The organism is Vibrio neptunius (assembly GCF_000967495.1).
GTDB lineage: Bacteria > Pseudomonadota > Gammaproteobacteria > Enterobacterales > Vibrionaceae > Vibrio > Vibrio neptunius.
Genome location: NZ_JXXU01000136.1, coordinates 1 through 2,018 on the forward strand (window position 1 = coordinate 1; position 2,018 = coordinate 2,018).

Annotated in this window: 3 protein-coding genes; all 3 read left to right on the forward strand. The window is 37.4% G+C overall.

Translation table 11 applies throughout. The annotated features are described in order from the left end of the window. The coding region (locus TW84_RS24730) for a glycoside hydrolase family 19 protein (protein WP_045978005.1) at positions 1-675 on the forward strand (675 nt) is incomplete at its 5' end. After that, positions 672-1,148, forward strand: a complete 477-nt coding sequence (locus TW84_RS23385) for a hypothetical protein (protein WP_052707965.1) — start codon at positions 672-674, stop codon at positions 1,146-1,148. The genes TW84_RS24730 and TW84_RS23385, both read left to right, overlap by 4 nt. Before the next feature lie 147 nt (positions 1,149-1,295). After that, entirely contained in the window at positions 1,296-1,871 is a 576-nt protein-coding gene (locus TW84_RS23815; protein ID WP_052707966.1) for a hypothetical protein, read from the forward strand. Positions 1,872-2,018: the final 147 nt, after the last annotated feature.

The following is a 2,018-nucleotide window of genomic DNA, read 5'->3' on the forward strand; positions in this document are numbered from 1 at the left end:
AAGCAAAATCTGTTGCAAGGAATCGTGGATGAGCTCAATGACCATATTGAGTTTTATAAGCTTGATACCCCTTTGCGTAGGACTCATTTTTTCGCGCAGATAATGCAAGAAACTGGCTCTTGGTTATCAATAAAAGAGTCGTTTAGGTATAGCTTTAGTGGTTTGACAAATACATTTGAGGCTTTCGCCAATGATCTATCCTCAGCGAAGGTGCTATCTTACGACGATAGTGTTAAAGGTAAAAACACAAAGAGGAATGGTGAACCATTGTCATCTGTGGATTTTGAGAAGATAGCCAACATTGCCTATGGAGGTCGGAATGGTAATGTCGATGAAGGGGATGGTTGGAAGTATAGAGGGCGAGGTTTAAAGCAATTAACCGGTAAAGATAACTACATGGCTTTTACTCAGTGGCATCAAAACAACTCTGGCGAATGGCCTGAAGATAGTCATTTATCTTTTGTAGAAAAGCCTAGTCTATTACTGGACATAAAGTATGCAACACGTTCAGCGGCTTTTTTCTGGGTTCATAACAAACTCTATCAGCTTGCAGACAATGGTACTGATTATTCTGTATCTTATTCCATCACTAAAGTTGTTAATCTTCATACAGACAGTTACCAATATAGATTTAATAACTTTAATCAGCTCTATACAAAGGGGGTGTTTGAATGAGGTTGTTTTTTTTCTCAGTTTTATGGTTATTCTCATTTCTTGCTTATGCATCATCGGCACCCAAAGACAAGGAAGAATTGGTTTTCTCCTGTGATTTAAAAAGTAATGAACGCCTTTTGGCCTATTTTAAACGGATTAACAAAACGCTGTATTTTTTAGTCAGTGGGGATGAGCGGAAAATTGTTTATCAACCACAGGAAGGCATGGGGTTAGATAACTATCAGTGGGTTAATATCTCCGCTAGGGAACCTGAATATGTGCCATTGAGGTTTAAAGTTGATGATGAACATAATGCTTATTTCGCTATGACAAAGGGTTGGATAAGGCTACAGATTATGGACCCTAAACTACTTATCGAAGATGATGATGCTATTTATTATAGCTGTATTGAAGGGACGGTAAAAGAATTTGATGTAAATATATTTCATCAAATAAAGAGGGTAGAACCTAATAAATTTGAAGCGTGGAATTAGTTGTCTGCGTCAAAATATTTGGATACACACCAGTAAAAAGAAAGATAGGTTTACCAAATAACCTTGAGGTTTTTTCTTGTGAATCGCTATAACTATGGGTTTGCGTAGGAATAATTTTAATAAGCTATGGGACGCTGAGGTGTTTGAATGAAGTTGAGAAGGTTATTATCGGCTCTAATTGTTAACGTTGTATTTGTACCAACAGTTTATGCTCATCCGTCAATCGTTAAAGAAGATGACACTTTGAATCGAACACTCTGTCAAGATGATGAAGATATCTATTTTAATGCTCAACTAAAAAATGGAAAAATAGCGTCTTTGTGCGCTTATCAGCATTACAGCCCTGATACTGGCTACGTTAAATACCGCTATGGAGATGTGGGTAGCGTCGAGTTAGAGTTCCCAAGTGATAAAAAGCCACCAAGAGGGCGCTTTTTAACTTATCACGCCCGTTTAGGGCCTAATTTACAAGGGCATGACGTCTACTTTTACATTAATGATTATCGATATTTGCTCTCTTCATTTAATCATGGATGTCATGTTAGTGTACATAATGTCTCTTCAATTAAAAGCGTGAGATTATTTCTAGAGCGCTGTGAAAAACAATCAAAATTGAAAGTAGATAGACGCAGAACGGGGCTGCTTCTTGATGAAGCTGAAGTGTATGAAAAATTCCCAGAACAATCTCAAGACCCAACAGAGCCACAGTTTCATAGTCCATAAATACCATATTTTATTACACTTCGATGCTTTAGTGCGCAGTGGATTGTTTCGGTGGAACAATGATTCACTAAAGCTCGTGATAGCGGCCATTTTTTTCACCTGATAGTAAGAAAAATGAGTGGAATAAACGATGAAAATGGGAAATAG